At 66.7% G+C, this 16,631-nt stretch carries 16 protein-coding genes and 1 tRNA gene; 8 read left to right on the top strand and 9 right to left on the bottom strand.

Annotation, left to right across the window (positions count from 1 at the left end; all coding sequences use genetic code 11):
• The first annotated feature begins 82 nt into the window (after positions 1–82).
• Together ACYQML_RS01940 and ACYQML_RS01945 are read left to right on the top strand one after the other, a co-directional pair.
• Positions 83–673 (top strand): hypothetical protein, encoded by a 591-nt coding sequence (locus tag ACYQML_RS01940; protein ID WP_461234532.1) that lies wholly within the window; start codon positions 83–85, stop codon positions 671–673.
• Between the two features lie 3 nt (positions 674–676).
• Positions 677–1,306 carry a hypothetical protein gene (locus ACYQML_RS01945; RefSeq protein ID WP_461234533.1) on the top strand — a complete coding sequence of 210 codons (630 nt, stop codon included), beginning with the start codon at positions 677–679 and terminating at the stop codon, positions 1,304–1,306.
• A 164-nt stretch (positions 1,307–1,470) separates the two neighbouring features.
• Here the strand turns inward: ACYQML_RS01945 and ACYQML_RS01950 are convergent, their stop codons facing one another.
• The 3 genes from ACYQML_RS01950 to htpG all read right to left on the bottom strand — a co-directional run bounded on the left by ACYQML_RS01950 (position 1,471) and on the right by htpG (position 5,143).
• Positions 1,471–2,976 (bottom strand): DUF6538 domain-containing protein, encoded by a 1,506-nt coding sequence (locus ACYQML_RS01950; protein WP_461234534.1) that lies wholly within the window; start codon positions 2,974–2,976, stop codon positions 1,471–1,473.
• Positions 2,977–3,076: 100 nt separating this feature from the next.
• Positions 3,077–3,166, bottom strand: a tRNA-Ser gene (locus tag ACYQML_RS01955).
• Positions 3,167–3,310: 144 nt separating this feature from the next.
• A complete protein-coding gene (gene htpG, locus ACYQML_RS01960) occupies positions 3,311–5,143 on the bottom strand; it encodes a molecular chaperone HtpG (RefSeq protein ID WP_056454820.1) in 1,833 nt (610 codons plus the stop codon).
• Positions 5,144–5,382: 239 nt separating this feature from the next.
• Between htpG and ACYQML_RS01965 the strand changes: the two genes are divergently transcribed.
• The 3 genes from ACYQML_RS01965 (at position 5,383) to ACYQML_RS01975 (ending at position 8,303) form a co-directional block, all read left to right on the top strand.
• On the top strand, positions 5,383–5,685 hold the full coding sequence (locus ACYQML_RS01965; protein WP_027171815.1) for a hypothetical protein: 303 nt from the start codon (positions 5,383–5,385) through the stop codon (positions 5,683–5,685).
• 138 nt (positions 5,686–5,823) lie between these two features.
• The gene (locus ACYQML_RS01970) at positions 5,824–6,975 is read left to right on the top strand and encodes an FIST N-terminal domain-containing protein (protein ID WP_461235640.1); all 1,152 of its coding nucleotides are present in this window, start codon (positions 5,824–5,826) and stop codon (positions 6,973–6,975) included.
• Positions 6,972–8,303, top strand: a complete 1,332-nt coding sequence (locus ACYQML_RS01975; protein WP_461234535.1) for an ATP-binding response regulator — start codon at positions 6,972–6,974, stop codon at positions 8,301–8,303. Before ACYQML_RS01970 ends, ACYQML_RS01975 begins: the two co-directional genes overlap by 4 nt.
• Here the strand turns inward: ACYQML_RS01975 and ACYQML_RS01980 are convergent, their stop codons facing one another.
• The 6 genes from ACYQML_RS01980 to ACYQML_RS02005 form a co-directional block, all read right to left on the bottom strand.
• Positions 8,304–9,494, bottom strand: a complete 1,191-nt coding sequence (locus ACYQML_RS01980) for an SMP-30/gluconolactonase/LRE family protein (protein ID WP_461234536.1) — start codon at positions 9,492–9,494, stop codon at positions 8,304–8,306.
• A 32-nt stretch (positions 9,495–9,526) separates the two neighbouring features.
• Positions 9,527–10,498 carry an SMP-30/gluconolactonase/LRE family protein gene (locus ACYQML_RS01985; RefSeq protein WP_461234537.1) on the bottom strand — a complete coding sequence of 324 codons (972 nt, stop codon included), beginning with the start codon at positions 10,496–10,498 and terminating at the stop codon, positions 9,527–9,529.
• A gap of 68 nt (positions 10,499–10,566) precedes the next feature.
• Complete coding sequence (locus ACYQML_RS01990; protein WP_461234538.1) at positions 10,567–11,772, bottom strand: SMP-30/gluconolactonase/LRE family protein; 1,206 nt, start codon at positions 11,770–11,772, stop codon at positions 10,567–10,569.
• A gap of 96 nt (positions 11,773–11,868) precedes the next feature.
• The gene (locus tag ACYQML_RS01995) at positions 11,869–12,234 is read right to left on the bottom strand and encodes a response regulator (RefSeq protein ID WP_056421932.1); all 366 of its coding nucleotides are present in this window, start codon (positions 12,232–12,234) and stop codon (positions 11,869–11,871) included.
• A 189-nt stretch (positions 12,235–12,423) separates the two neighbouring features.
• Positions 12,424–12,993 (bottom strand): hypoxanthine phosphoribosyltransferase, encoded by a 570-nt coding sequence (gene hpt / locus ACYQML_RS02000; RefSeq protein WP_056421935.1) that lies wholly within the window; start codon positions 12,991–12,993, stop codon positions 12,424–12,426.
• Between the two features lie 70 nt (positions 12,994–13,063).
• Positions 13,064–13,843, bottom strand: a complete 780-nt coding sequence (locus ACYQML_RS02005; protein WP_056421936.1) for a zinc-ribbon domain-containing protein — start codon at positions 13,841–13,843, stop codon at positions 13,064–13,066.
• Positions 13,844–14,002: 159 nt separating this feature from the next.
• Between ACYQML_RS02005 and ftsE the strand changes: the two genes are divergently transcribed.
• The 3 genes from ftsE to ACYQML_RS02020 all read left to right on the top strand — a co-directional run bounded on the left by ftsE (position 14,003) and on the right by ACYQML_RS02020 (position 16,626).
• Positions 14,003–14,701, top strand: coding sequence for a cell division ATP-binding protein FtsE (ftsE, locus tag ACYQML_RS02010; RefSeq protein ID WP_056421937.1), 699 nt, complete (start codon positions 14,003–14,005; stop codon positions 14,699–14,701).
• A gap of 32 nt (positions 14,702–14,733) precedes the next feature.
• Entirely contained in the window at positions 14,734–15,669 is a 936-nt protein-coding gene (locus ACYQML_RS02015) for a cell division protein FtsX (RefSeq protein WP_244478210.1), read from the top strand.
• A gap of 264 nt (positions 15,670–15,933) precedes the next feature.
• Positions 15,934–16,626 (top strand): YdcF family protein, encoded by a 693-nt coding sequence (locus ACYQML_RS02020; protein WP_461234539.1) that lies wholly within the window; start codon positions 15,934–15,936, stop codon positions 16,624–16,626.
• The last annotated feature ends 5 nt before the right edge of the window (positions 16,627–16,631 follow it).

The raw sequence follows: 16,631 nt of genomic DNA on the forward strand, positions 1-16,631 counted from the left end.
CGAACTGCCTGTCGGCACTGAACCGATTAGGTTGACGGCGGTACAATTCTGGCCTGGATGGTCGCTGACCACGGCCGCCGGCATGCGGAGCGTCGAGCCTGACGTCTTCATGCGGTTCGAAATTGGCGAGCCTCCGCGACGCGTCGATCTCATCGTGGAATGCAAACGCGGGGGCGGGCATGACCGCTGGCAATGGGGGCGGGAGTGGCGCGCCCATGCGGAGATATACCCCGACGAAGGTTGCGATACGGACGTCGTACTCCTCGCCGTCGGCAGGTGGGGGAAGGCTCCGCTCCTGGAGGTCGCTACGATCCTCGGCTCGTACCCGGATCCGATGCCCGAGGGTTTTCGCGCTGTCGCGATGGACTGGCGCGACCTGACAGATACGCTGGCGCAACTGACGTTCGACGACCGGGACCGGCGCGTCGTCGGAGACATCCTCGACGCGCTTGCCTTGCATGGCCACCTCCACGTTCGTGAGATGAGGACTCTCGCCAGGGAGCGGGCAACGTTCGAACGATCGCAGGAGGCTCTCGCAGCCTCTTCTCTCCGGGCACCGGAGGAAGTACGGGAGGAGCGTGGAGCCCGTCCCGATTACATCGCCGGCTGGCTCGCGCGCATAGAGAGCATGCGTTCGGGACCGGCATCCCACGGGGCCCTACGAAGGATGTGACGCATGCCGGATGTGGATCCCGCACTTGCCGAGGCCCTGACCGACGTCCGCAAGGCGTACAGATTGGTCTGGTCGTACCAGCGTCGCGTCCTGGACCTCGCGCAGGTCGTGCTGGGCTCCTTCCCCGAGCACGAGTTTTACGCGTGGCGCCCCAGGGTCAGCGATCCACCGCCGCAACTGACCGGCGACCCGTTGAAACGTTGGGCCTGGGACTTCCTTCCACTTGCCGAGGTCTGTTTTCTGTTCCTGCCCGGAGGCGCCGACCGGAACGCCCCGAAGGCCGGCGAATGGATGGTGGAACTTCGCGTTCGTGTCGACAGCGGGCACGAGGGCTACAACGAGCAAGGCGAGGTCGATCCCGCACTCTTCGAGCCGGCTGACGCCTGTACCTCCTCGCTATGGCTCTACATGTGGCTGTGCGACGAAGGTGTCTCGAAGAATTGGTACAACTGGGTCTGGGAGCGCGGCCCGTGGCCCGACGTCGATGGGACGCCGGTGCAGCACCCGCAAGGCCCGTTCCGCATCGTCGGCCGACAGGTCGATCTCGCGACCCTACCGGATCGGGTCGCCGTGGAGACTATGGTTGCCGACTTTCGGACCATGGCGACGCAGGCTTTGGGGGTGCCGGCTTGAGCTCAATGTCTTGGGGCCACTACTTTCAAGCAACGCGGACCGATGAGGTATGAGACACAGCAATTGCATACGATGCCCACATGCCGGTAACCGATGGTAGGCGAAAGAGGGGGTATAAATGGACAGTCCGTTTGTGAGCCTCGGCTCAGCCCTTACCTCCCCGCTCAAGCTAAAGTGACGGCATAGCGCGGGAGCAGCTTCATCTCGGAAGCCTTGGTTTCGAGAGTGTACCCCCCGTACTTCCCGCCCTCCGTTCGAGGAGCGTGCCCCTGGATGGCGTCCAGGACCGACTCCCGCATCCCGCACGCGCGGCCGCGCGTCTTGAAGCTGTGCCGCCAGCCGTGGTTGGGATCGACGCCGACGTCGTCGATCCCAAGCTTGCGGACCCACGCCGCCAGCCGCTCGCCGACTTTCTTCGACATTGGGTTGGCAGCCGAGCCGCCGCGTCCGCGCGCCGGGTCGAAGAACAAGGGACCCGTCCGCGTTCCGATATAGTCGAGGAACCCCATCTCAATCAGGTGCTGGTGGATCGGAACGTCCCGGAACTGCCCCGTCTTCACCGTGCCCGCCTCCGGGGTGATGCGGAGATACGGCACCCCTCCCTGTTCGAGCACGTCCTTGCGGCGCAACTGGGTAATCTCGCCGACCCGCGCGCCGGAGTAGGCACACAGCCACGGAACCCACCGGCGGGCCGCCGCATGCTCTGGACTGAGGCGCCCGCCATGGGGGGCAAGAGCTGCCGCGAGGATGCTCGACGCCTCGGCCTCGGTGAAGTCGCGGGCGCGCAGCACTTCCCCCTCGACGACCTTCACCCGGACGTCCGCGCATGGGTTCATTGCAATCTTCCGCTCGCCCTTGAGCCAACCGAACAGCGCCTTGGCCGAGGCGAGGTAGACGTCGCGGACAGTCTTGTTGCTGCGCCCCTTGATCTTGAGCGTGTCGACCCAATTCGAGACGTCGTCCGGGGTGACGCGGGCGAGGTCGTCGTGGCCCACGGAGGCTTCCAGCGTCGCCAAGGCCGGCCGCCAGCGCTTCCGCGTAGAGGCTGAGAGCTTCGATTCCTCTGCGTACTTCGCGAACCACTCCTCCAGGGGTAGGATGGGAGCCGCTGGCTTGGACGGCATCTTTGGAAAGCGCCCGGCCATCGGGTCCGGGCTAAAATCTCCGTCTAGGTGCTTTAGGCTCTGCTCGACGGCCTGGAGGATCGCCTTGGCGATCGCGTAATCCAGTGCGCCGCGCGACTCGGGGTGCACGAGCAACCCCTTGCGGGCAAGGTGGCCGTCGATCTCGGCCCCGTAGAAGCGCATGAACTCGGTGCGCTGCTTTGAACCGGTATCGGCGATGAAGCGCTCGATGACCCCGGTCGCGAGCAGGTTGAAGACGGGGGAGAACTGGCCAGTTCGGAACTTAGGGACGAGGTTATCGTAGAACTCGCCCGCGATGGCATGGACCTCAAGCATGTTCAGCTGCTGTACGCCGGACCGCAGGTTCGCCCAGCGGGCCTCCACCAGCGCCGCGTGCGCAGCGTGGCGGCGCTTGGCCTCGCCAACCTCCTTCGTTCCGAGGCTAGCCTTCTCCTCCCGCTTGCCGACGAGCGCCAGCAGGTCCTTCGGGACCCGCTTGCGGAACCAGAAGACGCCGGTCTTCGGATGGGGCCAGGGACGTGACATTGCCAGAACCACGCGTGTACCACCCGTGTGTACCACCGAACGGCCGCGAAGTCGCTGTTTCCCTTGGGAGCGTCTGAAAAATAAGGCTTTTCAGGCTGATTGGCGGAGAGGGGGGGATTCGAACCCCCGATGGGCTTGCACCCATGCCGCATTTCGAGTGCGGTACAATCAACCGCTCTGCCACCTCTCCGCGGGGCGCCTCGATGAGACGAAGGCTCGTTAGCACGAGTGCGGCGGAGATCGCAAGACGTGAAGCGCAAGTCGAGAACCGCATCGGTACTCATGGCTGGCCAACGGAGGCGCCTGCTCCCGGCAGGCGCCTCCGGTCGTGCGTTCAGGCGCCGGGGGCCAGGGCAGCAGCGACCTTGCGGGCGAAGGCCACGGGGTCGCGCGGGGTGTCGCCGTCCTGAATGCGGGCGAGATCGACGAGTGTGCCGGCGGCCTCCGCCACATCCTCCCCGGCTTCCGCCTTGGCGCCGAGGGAGGCGATCAGCGGGTGGCGCGGGTTGATCTCGAGGATCGGTAATCCGCCGGCTCCACGCCCGGCCCGGCGCAGAAGGCGCTGCATCTGCAGGTCGGGTCCGCTACCGGAGGCCGAGAGCACCACGGCGCTCTCCACCAGCCGGTCGGTGGTTCGCACGTCGGCGACGTCCTTCGCGAGCGCCGTCTTGAGGGCGGCGACGAGGGCATCGACGGAGGCGGGCGCCTCGCCGGCTTCCTCGGTGGCGGCGATCTTCGAGAGGTCGAGGCCGCCCTGGGTCACCGAACGCAGGGGCTTCTCCTCGAACCGGCCGAGTTGCTCCGGCCAGAACGCGTCCACATGGTCGGAGAGCAGCAGAACCTCGACGCCCCGGGCGCGGAAACCCTCGAGCTGCGGCGAGGAGGCCAGGGCGTCGGCATCGTCGGCCACGAGGTAATAGATCGCCTCCTGACCGTCCTTCATGCGCGAGACGTAATCGGGCAGCGAGGTCCAGCCTTCCACGGCCGAGGAGCGGAAGCGCAGAAGCGGAGCGATCTCGCCCCGGCGCTCGTAATCCTCGTAGATGCCTTCCTTGAGGACGGGGCCGAAATTCTCCCAGAAGGACTGGTAGCCCTCCGCATCCTTGGCTCGGGTGCCGAGTTCGGAGAGGACGCGACCGGTGACGGCGCGACGGATCTTGGTGAGGACCGGCGTCGCCTGCAGCATCTCGCGGGAGACGTTGAGGGGCAGGTCCTCGGTGTCGACCACGCCCTGTACGAAGCGCAGCCAGGTCGGCAGCAACTCGGCCTCGTCGGTGATGAACATGCGCCGGACGTGAAGCCGGACCTTGCTCGCGCGCTCGCCCTCCACCGCCTGGAACGGCTTCATGCCGGGGATGAACAGCAGCGCCGAGAATTCGAGGGCCCCTTCCGCCCGCCAGTGCAGGGTCGCCCAGGGCTCGTCGAAGTTCATGCCGACATGGCGGTAGAACTCGGTGTACTGCTCCGGGGTGACCTCGGATTTCGACTTGCGCCACAGGGCCGTGCCCTGGTTCGCGGTCTCGGTCTTGCCCTCGGCGACGATGGCGACCGGCACGGTGATGTGGTCGGCCCATTTGCGCACGACGTGGTCGAGCCGGTAGCTCTCCAGATACTCGTCGGCATCCTCCTTGAGATGAAGGACGATGTCGGTGCCGGGCTCGTCGCGTGTCGCCTGTTCCAGGGTATAACTGCCCTGGCCCTCCGAGGCCCAGGTCCAGGCTTCGTCGGAGCCGGCGCGCCGAGAGGTCACGGTCACGCGGTCGGCCACCATGAAGGCGGAGTAGAAGCCGACGCCGAACTGGCCGATCAGGCTGGGTTTGTCCTCGGCCTTCGCATCTCCGAGCGACTGGCTGAAGGCGCGGGTGCCGGAACGGGCGATGGTGCCGAGATTCTGCGCCAGCTCCGCCTTGGTCATGCCGATGCCGGGATCGGAGATCGTCAGCGTGCGCGCGGTCTTCTCGGGGGTGATCGTGACCTTTGCGTCGGCCGGCGGCGCCGAGACCGATTGCGTCAGCGCCTCGAAACGGCGCCGGTCCAGGGCATCGGCGGCGTTGGCCACCAGTTCCCGTAGGAAGATTTCACGGTCGGAGTAAAGGGCATGGACCACGAGGTCCAACAGCCGGCCGACCTCGGCACCGAATTCGTGCCGTTCCAGGGTATCGCTCAAGGGTTTGCCTCCGGGGATCGAACGGTGCGCGATATGATCCCTACAACGGGGAAATTCAATGCGTGCAACCGAGTGCGGGCAAACAGATGCCGCGAGAAGCGAACCGGTGTGCCGACTCGGAACGGCGCGAAAAACCGGCAGGTCGTGCAATCGATGGGTCGGCGGCTCCCCCGGGATGCAACCATGTCGGCTTTCAGGCGTAGCCGTGCCAGACGCGCGACCCTGTTTGGAGGATGACGATGGAACCGATGAAGCCCATGGAACCGATGAAGCCTATGGAGCCGATGAAACCGATGTCCGGCGGCGAGGCCTGGTGGCCGCAGGAGCTGGGCCAGCCCTCCACCAGCGGCGGCCAGAACGGAATGCGCTATGCGTTCTTCCCCGATGCCCGCCGCCTCGTAATCGATACCGACGGCAAGCGCACCACCTACGATACCGGCGATCACCAGATCAGCGGCGTCTCTCAGAGCAACGGTTCCGCGCCGACCTTCTCGTCGCGGCAGGGCGACGTCTCGGTCAAGGACCTCAAGACGGTGGACTGACAGGTAAGGGCGGCGCGGGAGAGCGCCGCCATTGCACCCCGCTCGGCGCGCCGACATACACGTCGGCGGCGTGACGACGAAGGCGCAAAGCCATTCCACGACGCCGGAGGGAGCGCGACGGTGGAGGAGGACACGCGGATGCGTGGGCATCTGTGCGGGATCAAGACCTCCTGGACGATGGCGACGGCGGAGGCCGACGCCGTGGCGGACATCGCCGCCCATATCGACCCGGCCGGCCTCTCGCACATGCTGGCCTTCTTCTCCCCCGATTACGATGTCGGCGCCCTGAACGCCGCCCTGGGGGAGGCCTTCGCCGGCACGCCCATCACCGGGTGTACGATGTCGGGCGGGATCTGCCCTGCGGGAGGCCTGGAGGGCGGCCTCGTCGTCGTGGCGTTTCCGGCCAAGGGATTTCGCGTCGTCTCGGCGATCCTCGATGCCATCGACCATCTCGATGTGGCTCGCACGGCCTCGTCGGTCCGCACGCTGCGCCGGGCGCTGGCGACGGACCCCACCGACCACGCGACGAACCGGCTCTTCGCCTTGTCCTTCATCGACGGGCTCGCCAATGCGGAGGAGACGGTGGTGTCGACCATCGCCTGGGCCCTCGACGGCATTCCGCTGGTCGGGGGATCGGCCGGCGACGATCTGCATTTCCGCGAAACGGTCTTGCTTCACGGCGGCACGATCCATCGCAGGGCGGCCGTGGTGGTGCTGGTGGAGACGGATCACCCGTTCCAGACTTTCAAGAGCGATCATTTCGAGCCGACATCGACGAAGTTCGTGGTGACGGCCTCCGACGACGAGCAGCGCATCGTCCATGAGTTGAACGCCGAGCCCGCCGCCCGCGAATACGCCATGGCGGTGGGGCTCGATCCGGAAGCGCTCACACCGATGAGCTTTGCCGCCTATCCGCTCGCCGTAAAGGTCGGCGGCGAGTATTTCTGCCGCTCGATCCGGCGCATGAACGCCGATGGCTCGCTGACCTTCTTCTGCGCCATCGACGAAGGCGTCGTGCTGACCCTGGCCCAGCCACGCGACATCGTAGAGACCACCCGCAACGACCTCGCCCGCCTCGATGCGGCGTTGGGTGGGATCGACCTGATCATCGGCTTCGATTGCGTCCTGCGCCGCCTCGACGCGGAAAGCCGGCAGGTCCGTCAGGGCATCTGCGAACTCTACCGCCGCTACGACGTGGTCGGGTTCGAGACCTACGGCGAGCAATACCGGGCGATGCATCTCAACCAGACGTTCACCGGCATCGCCATCGGCCGGCCGCGCGCCCGATGAAGGCCGATCATGCGGACGATGCCGCCCGCCGCATCGCCAAGCTCGAGCGCATCAACGCCGCCCTCATGGCGCATGTGGAACGCAACATGGACCAGCAGGGCGGGGCCTATTCGCTGTTTCAGACCGCGATCATCCTCGAAGGTCGGGTCCGCTCGCGCACCGAGGAGCTGACCGGGCTGATGCACAGCCTGGAGCGCTCCAACGCCGCCCTCATCGCGGCGAAGGAGGAAGCCGAGACCGCCAACCGCTCGAAGACCCGCTTCCTCGCCGCCGCCGGCCATGATCTGCTTCAGCCGCTGAATGCCGCGCGCCTCTCGGCCTCGGCCCTCTCCGACATGCCGCTCAGCCCGGAAGCACTGGCGATGTCGGGGCAGGTGGAGCGAGGCCTGCAGACCATCGAAGATCTGATCAAGACGCTGCTCGACATCTCCAAGCTCGATGCCGGCATCGTCCGGCCGATCATCCACCCGGTGGCCCTCGCCGATCTGCTCGGGGGCATCGCTGCGAGCTTCATGCCGATGGCCGAGCGCAAGGGCCTGCGCCTCGCGGTCCGCTGCCCGGAGCTCCGGGTCGACAGCGACCCGATCCTGCTTCGTCGCATCCTGCAGAACCTCGTCTCCAATGCCGTCCGCTACACCAGCCGCGGAGGTGTGCTGATCGCCGCGCGGCGGCGGGACCAGGCGTGCCGCATCGAGATCATCGATACCGGCTGCGGCATCGAGGAGAGCGAGCGGCATCTCGTCTTCGAGGAATTTTACCGGGGCGGCAGGGAGGGTGACGAGGGTGAGCCCGGTCTCGGTCTCGGGCTCTCCATCGTCCAGCGCATGGCAACGGCCCTCGATCACGCGCTCACCCTGAATTCCCGGCCCGGCCACGGAACGCGGATGAGCCTGACCGTCCCCATCGGCACCTCTCCGATCGAGCCGGTGGCCGGCCCCACGCCGATCGCGACGCGGCTGACGGGCGCGCGCGTGCTCATCGTGGAGAACGATCCGGCCACCGCAGATGCACTGACGCGCCTGCTGCGGAACTGGGATGCCGATGTGAGTGCTCATCGCGATCTCGCCAGCGTCGGAGAGTACGTCTCCGCCGGACGTCCACCACCGGACGTGCTGATCCTGGATTACCACCTCGACAACGGCGCCTGCGGCCTCGACGTGGCCACCTACCTGCGGGGCGTGATCCGCACGGACCTGCCAGCGATCGTCACCACCGCCGACCATTCCGCCGCGATCGAAGCCGATGTGGCGAGGCTCGGGGCGGAGCTGATGCACAAGCCGATCAAGCCGGCGCAACTGCGCGCCCTGCTCACACATCTGCTCGGCTGATCAGGCCGGGTCGGCGTCGATGCGCATCCTCAAAATCGCATAGGGCGGCTGCCTGAGGTCGCGTCCATTATTGTAGTCGGGGCTGCGATTGACCTGCGCGGCCGTGATGTAGAGCCAGCGGTCGGGGGTGATCCAGAACGTGTCGGCCCAGATGAGCCGGGGATCGGTGGCGAGGATCGTGACGGTACCGTCCGTCTCGCGCCGGCCGACCGCGTTGTGCTCCTGCAGGGCGAGATACACGCGGTCCTTGGAATCGGCAATGAGCCCTCCGGTCATGCCCTTCTCGCCGAGATCCTCCACAGCGGCGGCGACCTCGGCATCGGACACCGCCGGGTCGAGGAGAAGAGCGGTCTCCACCGCATAGAGGCGCCGGCCCATCAGTGGGGCGTAGTAGAGGCGTCGGCCGTCGGGGCTGAGGGCGATGCCGTTCGCGCCGCCCTGGACCGGACGCGGCGGCCCCTCGGCCTTGCGCTGCAGGATCTGGCGATTCTCGACTACTTTGACGATGCCCTTCTGGGACTCGGTGCTGGCATGCCGGGCGAGTCGCCGGGTGACACGACCGCTCGCGAGATCGACCGCGAGGATGGCACCATGGCCGTCCTGGCCCTGGTCGGTGATGAAGGCCACCGCCCGTCCGTCCCGGATATCGACCCTGAGGTCGTTGAGCGAGGAGGTCGCCGTGACGCCGGCCTCCAGCGGGACCACCTGGGCGATCCGGTTGGTGGTCAGATCGAACCGGACGAGCTTGGCACCTCCCGGCATGGGCGGGCCCGACCCATCCGGCAATCCGGCATCGAGCACCCAGAGCCTGTCGTCGCGGTCCATCACACCATTGGGCACGTGAAGGAGCCGGTGCTGAGAGGCCTTCGAGTCGGGCTGGTTGGTGGCCTCGTCGGGATAGGGCGTCACGCTCTCGTCCGGCATGACCTCGCCGAGGGTGAAAGGGACCTTGGCGTTGAAGCGCGGCATCATCACGAAGACGCGGCCGCTTCGCGACAGGGTGATGCCGGTGGGGTTCGAGGGCGCATTCGCCACCATGGCGAGTTCGAGCCCGGGAACGCCCTGATCGCTGGCGACCCCCGTGCCGGATTCCGCTTGGGACGCGCCCTTTTGCTCAGCGGAGGCCTGGCTGGTCCGTGCGGCAAATCCGGCGAGGCCGGCAGCCAGCATGTCACGTCGAGCGAAGGTCATGGATGCTGCAATCCTGAAGGATATGAATGCGGTCAGCGGGCTTTCACCGCGCCTCGGACCTTGAGATCGATGGCCGCCACCACGGAGCCCGCCGAAATGAAGAGGCGATTCCCGTCCCGCCCGCCGAACTCGACATTGGAGGCCGGCGTCGCGGTGGCGATCCGGCCGAGCAACGTCCCGTCGGGCAGGTAAACACGTACGCCGTCGGCACAGGCCGCGTAGATCCGCCCGGCTTCGTCGATGGCGAGCCCGTCCGGAGCGCCCGTCTCGAGCGAGGCGACGACCCGTGGATCACCGAGGCGCCTCTCTTCCACCGGAAAGGCGAGGATAGCGCGGGCCCCTTCCGCATTGTCGAGGGCGGCACTGGTCTCGGTGACGTAGAGCGTTCGCCCATCCGGCGAAAAGGCGATGCCGTTCGGTTGGCCGACCGCGTCGGTCATGCCCCGGATCTCACCGGCCGGATCGATCCGGTAGACCCGCCTCGCGGACTGGGAAGGCGTCGTCTGAATGCCTTCATCCGGCACGGTGATGCCGAAGACGGGGTCGGTGAACCAGATCGCACCGTCCGGCGCGAGCGCCGCGTCGTTGGGGGAATTCAATGGCTGGCCGCCATACATGTCGGCCAATACCTTCATCGATCCATCGGATTCCCGGCGAACGACGCGACGGGTGCGGTGCTCGCAGGTGACGAGACGTCCCTGACCATCGAGGACGTTTCCATTGGCATTGTTGGACGGATCGCGGAACGGCATCACTCCGCCATCCTCGCCGATCACCAGCATGCGGTTCGATCGCACGTCACTGACGATGAGGCCCCCAAGGTGCGGCGCCCAGCACACGCCTTCGCACCACCGACCCTCGCGGTAGAGGGTCACCGGCCGGGCGGAGGGATCGACCAGTTCGGCGAACCGGGGATCGTCCGAACGAAGGATCGGGGCCGCCGAGGCGGGCAGGCTCCAGAGGGAAGATGCGGCGAGGCCGCAGAGGATATCGCGTCGGCGCATGGAAAAGCTCGCAAGGGGGGCAACGGCGAGACCCAGGCCGGTCTCGTCGACAGGCCGGGCCTTCGGTCTCAGCGGGCCGATGGGCTCGTCGTCGAGCCGGCGGCGTCGCTCGTCGGCTTGATGCTCCACAGGTCGGTTGGCAGAGCCGCCGGGGCGTCGGCCTTGTAGAAGGCCGAATCCTGGATACGAGAGGTCGTCACGTAGAGGGTCCCGTCCGGTCCCTCGGCGAAAGTATCGGGCCAGCGCAGGCGCTTGTCCTGAATCAGAGTCGTGAGGGCGGAGCCCTTGGCGGATAGGTCCCGAACCTTGATCGAATCGTCCTGAGGCGAGGTGACGTACATCCGCCCATCCTTGCGCGAGATAATGAGGCCGTCAGCGGGACCGTTGTCGCCCACCGTCTCGACCATGGCCGACAGGCTCCGGTCGCTAAGCGCCTCCGGCACGAGCGACGAAGTCAGCCATCCGGTGAGCGCGGATGTCGGCAGGCTGTAGAGGGTTCGCCCCTTGATCGCCTGCCAGTAGAGGGTGCCGCCATCGGGCGAGAGGGCGATACCATCGGCGGCGAATTCCACGCCGCGCCCATCGGGTCGCCTTAGCGGCTTGCCCTCATAGGTCACCGTCACGCTCTTGTCGGGTTGGGTCGTCGGATCGCCGTCGAGGAGGCGACAGGCCTTGCCGCTGGCGAGATCGACCACGACGAGGGCACCGCTCGCACCCGAATCGGTGATGTAGGCGGTCTTCCCATCCGGCGAGAAGCGGACGTCGTTGAGGTAGGAGCCCTGCGGGGCCACCGCCTCGTCGAAGGCGATGATGCGAGCGGGCTTGTTCGTCTTGAGGTCGATCTCCACGAGCTTCGGCCCGTTCTTCACCAATGCGGCCATAGCGGGAGCGGCCGGATCGAGAACCCAGAGATTGCCGTCGGGGCTCGCCACGACACTCTGGACACAGATCCAATGGTCGCCCGCCGAAACCTCGTCCTTGCGCGCGTTGCGCCAGGCGTTCCACTCGGCATCGGGGAAGGGCGTGATCCGACCGTCCTTTACCTCGGCAACGGAGACGGCGCTGTCCTCGGTCCAACGGGGGAAATTGACGAAGACGCGTCCGTCCTTCGTCACGGTGACGCCGGTCACTTGGTGCTCGAAGCTGGCGACCTTGGCGAGGCCGCCGGTGGGTGCCGAACCGGTCTGGGCTTCGGCCCATGCTGGGCCCGCGACGATCGTGCCGGAGAGAAGCACCGCGGCCAGTGCGGCGCGGGTGGTCGTCGATGACATCATGGGGCACTCGTGGCGGGGAGAGAGAGGTACTGCTCCCTCCGGCAACGCAACGACCGGCGGCCAAGCTTCAATCAAATTTTCAAGGATGACGCGTCTTCAGGCGGCGAGCGCGCGCCTCACGGTGGAACGCAGGTCCGCCAGCGAGAACGGCTTCGTCAGCACGTCGGTGACGATGGCGTCGAGACCGCGGGCACGCTCGCGCTGGTCGGCGAACCCCGTCATCAGGAGGATGGTCAAGTTGGGAAAATCACGCTTTGCCGCGAGGGCGAGGGCGATGCCGTCCATGAGCGGCATGCGGATATCGGTGAGCATCAAATCGAACGCCCCGTCCGCCTCCGTCAGCCGATCCAGTCCGTCACTGCCATCCGACGCCGTCACGACGGAATGACCGTCAATTTCCAGGCCCCGCTTCAGGAAACCACGTACCGGCTCTTCGTCATCAACAAGGAGAATTCGCGCCATCAACTCTTTGTCTCTGCTGGACCGCCCAGACTGCGCTTCTACTCAGCCCCTATGTCAAGGGCTGCTTTGCATCAAATAATACGTAAATGTTGCGCAATATGTGGCCGCGCGCAATTGTCGCCATAAACCCACGGGTGAATCCTCGCGAACCCGATTCATCGCGTGCCTCGCCTCCCTGAAGAGGGGGGCTCAGGTTCCGCCGAAGAGATCCGGCTCGCTGCTCACATGGTCCACGAGACCGACGAAGGGAAGTTGCCGATATTCGTGCGCGACATCCATGCCGTAGCCCACCACGAACACATCGGGGCAGGTGAAGCCGACGAAATCGGCATCGATGGTCACGGCCCGCTTGCCCGGCTTCTCCAGCAGAACGGCGGTCAGCACCCGCTTGGCCCCACGCGCCATGAGCAGATCCTTGGCGAAGACGACGGTGCGTCCCGATTCCAGGATATCGTCCACGAGCAGCACGTCGCGTCCGCGAACCTCGCTCTCCACGTCCCGCAGGATCGCGACCTGCCCCGAGGATACCGTCCCGCTACGGTAGCTCGACAGGTGCACGAACTCGACCTGTGGCGACAGGCCCGAGCGGTGTAAGGCCCGCAGCAGGTCGGCGGCGAACATGAAGCTGCCTTTGAGAACCGCCACGACAAGGAGGTTCTCGGGCTTGGCCGCGACGATGGCTGCGGCTAGCTCCTCGTTGCGGTTCGCGATGGCGGCTTCGTCGAAGAGGACGCGGACGCGTCGGGTCGGGCTGGTCATACATTCTCCCTACCACGAGCAGAGCCGGCTGGCATCGATTTTCGCCCTCAACCAGCGGCAATGTCAGGGGTCAGTGAGCGACATCCGCTTCCGGCGCTCCACGTTCCGGCGCGAACCCAACCTTGATCGTACGCCCCTGTGCCGGAGGAGACGACAGGCTCGCCCTGAACCGGGCCGTCTCGCGATCCTCGAGGCTGGAACGCGGCGGCGTCACGGTCCAGCGGTAGATGGTCTGGTCCTGCGCGTCGCGCACCTGGATTTCGATCGGCGGTACCGGGACGGTGGTGCCCGCCACACCGACCACGTCGCCCTCTATGACGAGTTGAGACGCCGCCCCCTCGCCCTGGGTCTGGTAGGCCGCGAGATCGCGGATCTCGATGCCGCGAAGGTTCACCGGCATACCGATCCGGGCATAGAGCGAGGCGCTCTGGGGCATGGCCCGCACAACGGTGCTGCGCGCGAGGAGCGCCAGGGGAATGCCGGCCAGCAGGGCGAGCCCGAAGGCGGCGGCGGGCGACGGGGCGCTCCAGCGCTTCTTTGGCGGCGTCCGCCCCCTGGCCTTGCGAACCGGCTTATCTTCGGACACCGGCTCCGCCGTCGCGGACTGGGCCTCCTCGGCCAGCGCCGCTTCCCATGCATCGAGATCGGCCTGCGCTTCGCCGCGCCCCTCCACAGAGCCCATCGCCGCCTGAATCTCGGCCATCTCCTCGGCAAGAGCGGCGGCGACCTCGTCGGGTGAGATGAACCAGGTCTCGCGACAGGCGGCGCAGCGCACGGAGCGACCCTCGACGCCGACCCTGTCGGTGGCGATGTCGTATTCGCTTGCGCAGGAGGGGCATACGATCAGCATGGCGAATCGCCGCCTCGAATATCTCGATCGGCAGTTGCCGGCTCGGTGAAAAAGACTCACACCGTCATCGCCGGAAGCGGTTAATCCTCCGTGAAGCGGCGGATATGGGAGGGCAGGCTTGTCAGCAGCATCGCGCATCGACGGATCCGGGACCCTAGCGTGAGCCGTGACAGCCTCCTGTCGGGCGTCGAGGAGCCCGTGGTTCAGTTCGAGAATGTCGGCATGCGCTACGGCCTCGGGCCGGAAGTGCTGAGCGACGTGAGCTTCCAGATCGCCCCGCGCTCGTTCCAGTTCCTCACCGGCCCTTCGGGCGCGGGAAAGACTACCCTGCTGCGCCTGATCCTGCTTTCGGTGCGGCCGACGCGCGGATTGGTCTCGGTGTTCGGGGAAGAGGTCAGCGATATTTCCAACGAGGCGCTCACCGGCCTCCGCCGGCGGATGGGCATCGTGTTTCAGGATTTCCGCCTGCTCGACCACCTGACCACCTACGAGAACGTCGCCCTCCCCCTGCGCGTCCAGGGTCGGGCGGAAACGAGCTACCGCGCCGAGGTGGTGGAACTCCTGCGCTGGGTCGGCCTCGGCGAGCGCATGCATGTCCTGCCGCCGCTTCTGTCGGGCGGCGAGAAACAGCGCGCGGCGATCGCCCGCGCGCTGATCGCCCGGCCCGACCTGCTCCTTGCCGACGAACCCACCGGCAATGTCGATCCCGGCCTCGGCCGCCGTCTGTTGCGGCTGTTCATCGAACTCAACCGCCTCGGCACCTCGGTCCTGATCGCGACCCACGATTTCGCCTTGATGGACCTCGTCGACGCCCCCCGGCTCGTTCTGGGCCAGGGCCGGCTTCAGATCGAACGCTGATGGGTGAGGCTAGCCTAGACCCGCGTCCCGCGATGCCCGTCACACCCGATCAGGAGGCCGGCCTGCCGGCGACCCTGCGACGCAACGCGCCCCTCGTCCCCACCGATTCGGCGGCGAGCCGGGCGCTCGCCGCGGTGATCGCGATCCTGACCTTCCTGGCCGCCCTGTGCGCCGGGGCGGCCGAGATCGTCGCGTCCAGTGCCAACCAGTGGCAGGGCAGCGTCGCGCAGGAAGTGACGATCCAGGTGAGGCCCAGCGTCGGCCGTGACATCGATGCCGACGTGGCGAGGGCCGAGTCGCTGGCCAAGGCCACGCCCGGCATCGCCAGCACGCGGATCTTCTCGAAGACGGAGGCGGAGCGCCTGCTCGAACCCTGGCTCGGGAGCGGCCTCGACCTCTCGGACCTTCCGGTACCGCGTCTCGTCACCCTGAAGCTCGCGGAATCCCCTCCCCCGGATTTGAAGGGATTGCGGGGGTCGCTCAGCGAGGCGATGCCGGGGGTCGCGAGCCTCGACGACCATGCCCTGTGGCTTCAGCGGCTCTCGACCATGGCCAATACCTTCGTCGGCGTCGGAGTCGGTATCGTGACCCTCGTCCTGATCGCCACCGGCCTCGCCGTCGTGTTCGCCACACGAGGAGCCATGGCCGGCAATCGCGAGGTCGTGGAGGTACTGCATTTCGTCGGCGCGAACGACGACTTCATCGCCCGCGCGTTCCAGCGTCGGTTCTTCCGCCTCGGCCTGCGTGGCGGGATCATCGGCTCGTGCTTGGCTCTGGCCGTGTTCGCGCTCGCCGGACTGCTCGCCCAGGTCTGGCGCTCGGGACCCGCCGGGGACGAGATCGAGGCCTTATTCGGTGCGTTCCATATCGGTTGGCGCGGCTATGCCGCTGTCCTCCTCATCGGCGTCATCGCATCGGTGGTCACCGGCATCGTCTCGCGGCTGACCGTCCGGCGTTTCCTGCGCTGAAGCCGGTTTTCCGGTCGCCGGACCCGCCAGATCAGCGGTTCCGTATGACATCATAGGACTACAGACATCCGCGCCGGATCCGCGTTAACCATTCGTAAACCCATCGGGGCGGAAATGTCGCCTCGCGGATGACGCATTCCGCGCTACCTTTGGAGAATGGCCACGCGGATGTCAGGACACGGCACCACTCGCCCTCCAGAGGCGTTCGGTTGGGTCTGGCCACGGGGTCGGGCGGAATCGTCGGTGCCTCCCGCGCGGATCGCCATGGTGATGTCTTCAACCCTCCGCCGTCTCGGTCAAATCGCTCTCGGCCTCGGTGCCGTCGCTACCCTGGCCCTGGTCGCCGGCTTCCTGGTGTTCGCGGAATCGATCGCCCGTGACGAGCGCACTCTCGACGGCCGTGCGGACGGGATCGTGGCCTTGACCGGGGGTGCCCAGCGCATCGGCGACGCGATCGACCTTCTGGCCGGTGGCTATGGCCGACGTCTTCTCATTACCGGCGTGAACGAGCGGACCAGCCGCGACGAGATCGCCCGGCTCAATCCGAGCCAGCGCCACTGGATCGAGTGCTGCGTCGATCTCGATTACCGGGCCCGCAACACGATCGGCAACGCCATCGAGACCCGTCGCTGGATGCGCCAGCACCGGTTCAACACCGTGGCCGTGGTGACGTCGAATTATCATATGCCCCGAACCCTGGTGGAGCTCGACCACGCATTGATGGGCAAGGACCGCGTCCTCCCCCATCCGGTGATCGCGGAAGGTTTCGACGCCGATCGCTGGTGGCGTCATCCGGGAACGGCGAAGCTCATCGGTTCCGAATACCTGAAGTTCCTCGTCGCCTGGTTGCGGACGCGGTTCGAGGCCGACCCGGAACAGTCGCGGGCGGCGATCATGATGGGCAGGGGAAAGCCGATCAAGCTCGTCTCCGAATCGGTCCTGCGCGCGCAATACTGACAAGG

Source organism: Methylobacterium sp. CM6244 (genome assembly GCF_054817885.1).

Excerpts from the sequence above, each read along its gene's own strand:
- ACYQML_RS01995 (WP_056421932.1), bottom strand. The coding sequence starts at position 12,234 with ATGGCGCGAATTCTCCTTGTTGATGACGAAGAGCCGGTACGTGGTTTC.
- ACYQML_RS02005 (WP_056421936.1), bottom strand. The coding sequence starts at position 13,843 with ATGCTGATCGTATGCCCCTCCTGCGCAAGCGAATACGACATCGCCACC.
- ACYQML_RS01945 (WP_461234533.1), top strand. The coding sequence starts at position 677 with ATGCCGGATGTGGATCCCGCACTTGCCGAGGCCCTGACCGACGTCCGC.
- ACYQML_RS01985 (WP_461234537.1), bottom strand. The coding sequence starts at position 10,498 with ATGCGCCGACGCGATATCCTCTGCGGCCTCGCCGCATCTTCCCTCTGG.
- ACYQML_RS01950 (WP_461234534.1), bottom strand. The coding sequence starts at position 2,976 with ATGTCACGTCCCTGGCCCCATCCGAAGACCGGCGTCTTCTGGTTCCGC.
- ACYQML_RS01965 (WP_027171815.1), top strand. The coding sequence starts at position 5,383 with ATGGAACCGATGAAGCCCATGGAACCGATGAAGCCTATGGAGCCGATG.
- ACYQML_RS02020 (WP_461234539.1), top strand. The coding sequence starts at position 15,934 with ATGGTGATGTCTTCAACCCTCCGCCGTCTCGGTCAAATCGCTCTCGGC.
- ACYQML_RS01975 (WP_461234535.1), top strand. The coding sequence starts at position 6,972 with ATGAAGGCCGATCATGCGGACGATGCCGCCCGCCGCATCGCCAAGCTC.
- ACYQML_RS01990 (WP_461234538.1), bottom strand. The coding sequence starts at position 11,772 with ATGATGTCATCGACGACCACCCGCGCCGCACTGGCCGCGGTGCTTCTC.
- ACYQML_RS02015 (WP_244478210.1), top strand. The coding sequence starts at position 14,734 with ATGCCCGTCACACCCGATCAGGAGGCCGGCCTGCCGGCGACCCTGCGA.
- ACYQML_RS01970 (WP_461235640.1), top strand. The coding sequence starts at position 5,824 with ATGCGTGGGCATCTGTGCGGGATCAAGACCTCCTGGACGATGGCGACG.
- ACYQML_RS01980 (WP_461234536.1), bottom strand. The coding sequence starts at position 9,494 with ATGACCTTCGCTCGACGTGACATGCTGGCTGCCGGCCTCGCCGGATTT.
- hpt (WP_056421935.1), bottom strand. The coding sequence starts at position 12,993 with ATGACCAGCCCGACCCGACGCGTCCGCGTCCTCTTCGACGAAGCCGCC.
- ACYQML_RS01940 (WP_461234532.1), top strand. The coding sequence starts at position 83 with ATGCGGAGCGTCGAGCCTGACGTCTTCATGCGGTTCGAAATTGGCGAG.